We start from the raw sequence: 4,057 nt of genomic DNA on the forward strand, positions 1-4,057 counted from the left end.
TTTTAACAACCATATTTACCTTAACACCAAGCCCTGCTTCTTTTGCAGCAGCTATTCCCTCCATAACCGGCTTTGTCCCGATATTTCTTCCGTTCATCTGCTTAAAAAGCACATCATCGAGGCTGTCTAAGCTGATATTTACCCGCTGTAATCCAGCTGCCTTTAAATCTGCCGCGTGTTTTTTCAAAAACACACCATTCGTAGTCAATCCAATATCTTCTATTCCTTCAATTGAAACAAGTTCGGAAATGAGCGTAGAAAGATTTTTTCGCAGCAACGGTTCCCCGCCTGTCAATCTTAGTTTTTTAACCCCTAAGCTTGCAAATATTTTAGAAATCCTTACGATTTCTTCATAAGATAAAAGCTCACTTTTAGGAAGGAACTGAAAATCTTCGTGGAAAATTTCAGCCGGCATACAATACTGACAGCGGAAGTTGCAACGATCAATGACAGAAATTCTTAAATCCCTTAATGGCCTGTCTAATGAATCCTTTATATGACGTTTCAATTTTCCACCCCTAACCGGACGTATTAGAAAAAGCCAGACCAATAAAAAGTATCTCCATAACAATGGTTCACTGTTTTTTGACTGGCTTTATAATTATTACCTGTTAATTATTTAATTCCTAACGCGATTTTGGCATATCTGGACATGCGATCCCTAGACCATGGCGGACTCCACACAATCTTCACGTCTGTTTCTTTAACTTCTGGAATATCTTCCAGCACTAGTTTCACTTGATCGACAATCGTTCCAGCTAGCGGACAACCCATGGCAGTCAATGTCATCGTTACTGTCGTTAGTCCTGCATCATCCATATCCACATCATACACCAAGCCTAAATTCACGATATCTATTCCAAGCTCCGGGTCAATGACCTGCTCTAAAGCTCCAAAAATAATGTCTTTTGTATCTTGATCCACTTCAATCACTCCTTTTATGAATAATACTCCCCGATTTGTAATAATCGGTTTATAGTCGGTTGCGGCAATAAATGTCCGATTCAGACTTTACACAATGTCCTTAATAGAATCATACCAGATTTCCCATGTGTGCTTAAGCTTTTTGCACAGCTGGTCGTAAATGTTTCTCGAACCATTCCGCAGTCCGAAGCACACCTTCTCTACTTACCTTATGCCCAGCCTTCTGATCGAGGATAAAATCAATTTTTTCATGTGCTTCATTATAACCCGCTTTTACTCCTTCATAAAAGCGATATGCATGTTGATATGGTACAACAGGATCTTTAGCACCATGCCAAAATAGAAGCGGTCTGTTTGAAAGCTTGTCTTGATTGAGGCTTAAGTCAAATGGTTTGAGCTTTTCAATCACTTTATTTACTTCCTCATCCGTGATTGGGAAATTCACTTTCCTTTTCTTAATCTCCTCTATTTGAAGCTCCGCATACGCTACATAGGACGGATTACCCATTAAGCTAACTCCAACTGTAATCCAATCATAGGCCGCCAGAGCTCCGTTGGTCACAATACCTCCCATTGAGGTACCCGCTACACCAATTCTTTTAGAGTCAATTAATTTTCTGGCTAATAAATCATCCTTAATCAAAGCTAAATCCTTGATGGTCTGTAATACCATTTCCCAAAAACGGGGCATCAATTGCGAATCACTATATCCAACTTCCCTCTCCCCATGATAAATTACATCAGGAAGAAGCACACGAAAACCCTTTTCAGCCATTAAATAAGCATAATGAAGATTGTGTTCTTTTGCACTTTGAAAACCATGTATAAAAATAATAAGCGGCAGTTCTTGATTGAAAGCCGACTGCTCACTTAAGTGTAAAACAGGAATATGTCCAATCTTTTCTTTTTCAATTATTATCAAGATAATCCCTCCGAATATTTAAATACTGTCGGTTTTTTCATTAAAGAAGCTTCAGAAGCTTTCTCAACAAATCTTTCGATGTCCCTTTGCTGATTCCCAGTCATGTACTATGCTTTAAATATTATAATCCTTCATATAGTAATATCATACAGGAATGCATAAAGAATGAAAAAGATTTACAATTACTTTAAAATAGTCTTAACAATATATGCATATAATGAAATCAAAAAGAACAGAAGGTGTGTACATGAATGAGAAACATTTAATCGTATTGGATCTTGATGGTACTTTACTTACTGATAATAAAACAATTTCTCCTAGGACTAAACAAACACTCCTAAAACTAAAAGAAAATGGGCACGAGGTTATGATCGCTACTGGGCGTCCTTTTCGCTCAAGTGAACTTTATTACCGGGAATTGGGATTGACTACACCAATCGTTAATTTCAATGGTGCTTTCGTGCATCACCCATTACAGACAAGCTGGGGGGTATACCATTCACCACTGGATATTAGTGTTGCGAAAGATATTGTAGAAGCTTGTGATCAATTTGAATATCACAACATAATTGCTGAAGTTCGTGATGAGGTATATGTCCATTATCATGATGAAAAGTTGATGGACATGTTCAATGTAGGAAATCCGATAATGAAGACGGGTGACTTACGTAATTTCCTTGAGGATTCACCCACATCGATGCTCATTCATACAGATAGTCAACATGTCGGCCAGATCCGCCAGCATTTATCTGATGTTCATGCAGAATTAGTTGATCATCGCCGCTGGGCAGAACCATTTCATATCATCGAAATTATTAAGAGCGGATTAAGTAAAGCGGTTGGTCTGCAACGTGTTTCCAACTATCTAGACATCCCAAAAGATAGAATTATCGCTTTCGGTGATGAAGATAATGACTTGGAAATGCTTGATTACGCTGGAACTGGTGTCGCAATGGGAAATGCTATTTCCCCAGTTAAAACTGTCGCAAATACAATGACACTGACAAATGAAGAAGATGGCATAGCAGTATTTCTTGAGGAAAAATTCAACTTGAAATCCAAATCCTAATCCGTCATTTTTTACCTTTATAAAATCTCTTTTTGAAGCCAAACTAATATGGACAACAGCTTCCTGTTATGTTGTCAAACGCTCAGAATCGGAGGAGATAAGCATGGGTAAAAGCAGACGATTTGTACAGCAAGGCAAACAAAGTGTTGCCAAGCATGCCGAAAGAATCCCTTATCACACTACGTTTGCAGAAGCTGAAAAAGACAGATTGAGAATTATGTCAGAACAAAGCTATGGTGGCTTCTAATGGGAAACAAATTATTCCAGAAAGCTAGAGAATTTGTTGAAGAAGCTCTCCACTCTGAGCATGATGGTGACCAGCAAAAAACTGAGGAAATCGCTAAAAATGCTCTTTCATCGGCTTTTGCCAATACGAATGAGGCTGAAAAAGAACAATTACGCGAACTTCAAGAGGAACTGGAAAACCATCCAAAATAAGTAAAAGCCTCCAGGATTCTGGAGGCTTTTACTTATTTTATTAGTAATTGTTTCGTGCTTTTCCACCTTTTTCACCGATTTCTTTATAAAAATCCTTTCCATGAGAATCGGAAGTAGCCTCTCCTCCCTTTTGTCCAATCTCTTGATAAAATTCTTTATCATGGTTGTCCGATGTAGCTTCGCCGCCTTTTTGTCCAATCTCCTGGTAAAAATCTCTATCGTGATTTTTCGAGGTGGCTTCGCCGCCTTTACGTCCTGCTTCTTCTCTACTCATTTTTTCTTTGTTAGCCATTACTATCACTCCTCATTAAGATTTAATATTGGCGCTACATTATTAAAATTAGCCGATTTGTACTGGCAATAAACGTAAAACACCGCCCTAACTCCATTTGTCATAGAAGTGTAATGGCCTTAAACTTTTTGTTAATATTCTTATTCCCTTCGGAAAGTACCAACAATTCCAGAAGTTTCGATGATATTGGTAAAAGCATGTGGATCAACTTCTTTAATGATCCGTTCCAGATCATACAGTTCATACCTTGTAATGACTATCAACAGCATTTCCTTACTTTCGTTTGTAAATGCTCCTTTTGCAGGTATCCTTGTAATACCGCGAACTAACTTAGCATGAATTGCCTGTTTAAGTTCTTCGCTTTTCTTTGTAATAATCATAGCTGTAAGCTTTTCATGACGTGTATGTATCG

At 38.1% G+C, this 4,057-nt stretch carries 7 protein-coding genes and 1 pseudogene; 3 read left to right on the forward strand and 5 right to left on the reverse strand.

The genetic code is table 11. The features are described 5' to 3' along the window. The 3 genes from AC1DUW_RS22515 to AC1DUW_RS22525 all read right to left on the reverse strand — a co-directional run. Positions 1–508 (reverse strand): GTP 3',8-cyclase MoaA (locus AC1DUW_RS22515; RefSeq protein ID WP_477643515.1); only part of this gene is annotated, 508 nt, incomplete at its 3' end. A gap of 107 nt (positions 509–615) precedes the next feature. Continuing rightward, positions 616–924, reverse strand: coding sequence for a metal-sulfur cluster assembly factor (locus AC1DUW_RS22520; RefSeq protein ID WP_053344973.1), 309 nt, complete (start codon positions 922–924; stop codon positions 616–618). Positions 925–1,057: 133 nt separating this feature from the next. After that, positions 1,058–1,846: a prolyl oligopeptidase family serine peptidase gene (locus AC1DUW_RS22525; protein ID WP_053344972.1), complete on the reverse strand. Its 789-nt coding sequence runs from the start codon at positions 1,844–1,846 to the stop codon at positions 1,058–1,060. Positions 1,847–2,063: 217 nt separating this feature from the next. Here AC1DUW_RS22525 and AC1DUW_RS22530 point away from each other — a divergent pair, with 217 nt between their 5' ends. From AC1DUW_RS22530 to AC1DUW_RS22540, 3 genes are all read left to right on the forward strand, one after another. Further along, positions 2,064–2,915, forward strand: coding sequence for a Cof-type HAD-IIB family hydrolase (locus tag AC1DUW_RS22530; protein ID WP_152952241.1), 852 nt, complete (start codon positions 2,064–2,066; stop codon positions 2,913–2,915). 103 nt (positions 2,916–3,018) lie between these two features. Next, positions 3,019–3,162, forward strand: coding sequence for a hypothetical protein (locus tag AC1DUW_RS22535; protein WP_169787511.1), 144 nt, complete (start codon positions 3,019–3,021; stop codon positions 3,160–3,162). Beyond that, positions 3,162–3,353, forward strand: coding sequence for a DUF3813 domain-containing protein (locus AC1DUW_RS22540; protein WP_053344970.1), 192 nt, complete (start codon positions 3,162–3,164; stop codon positions 3,351–3,353). The genes AC1DUW_RS22535 and AC1DUW_RS22540 overlap by 1 nt, the downstream gene beginning before the upstream one ends. A gap of 46 nt (positions 3,354–3,399) precedes the next feature. On the opposite strand, the pseudogene AC1DUW_RS22545 reads toward AC1DUW_RS22540, so the two are convergent. Together AC1DUW_RS22545 and AC1DUW_RS22550 are read right to left on the reverse strand one after the other, a co-directional pair. Beyond that, positions 3,400–3,645 (reverse strand): annotated as a pseudogene (locus AC1DUW_RS22545) (KGG domain-containing protein); the annotation flags it as partial. 140 nt (positions 3,646–3,785) lie between these two features. Continuing rightward, positions 3,786–4,057, reverse strand: a 272-nt coding sequence (locus AC1DUW_RS22550) for a YitT family protein (protein ID WP_477643516.1), incomplete at its 5' end; no start/stop codon positions are given.

Source organism: Peribacillus sp. P4_C12 (genome assembly GCF_056402095.1).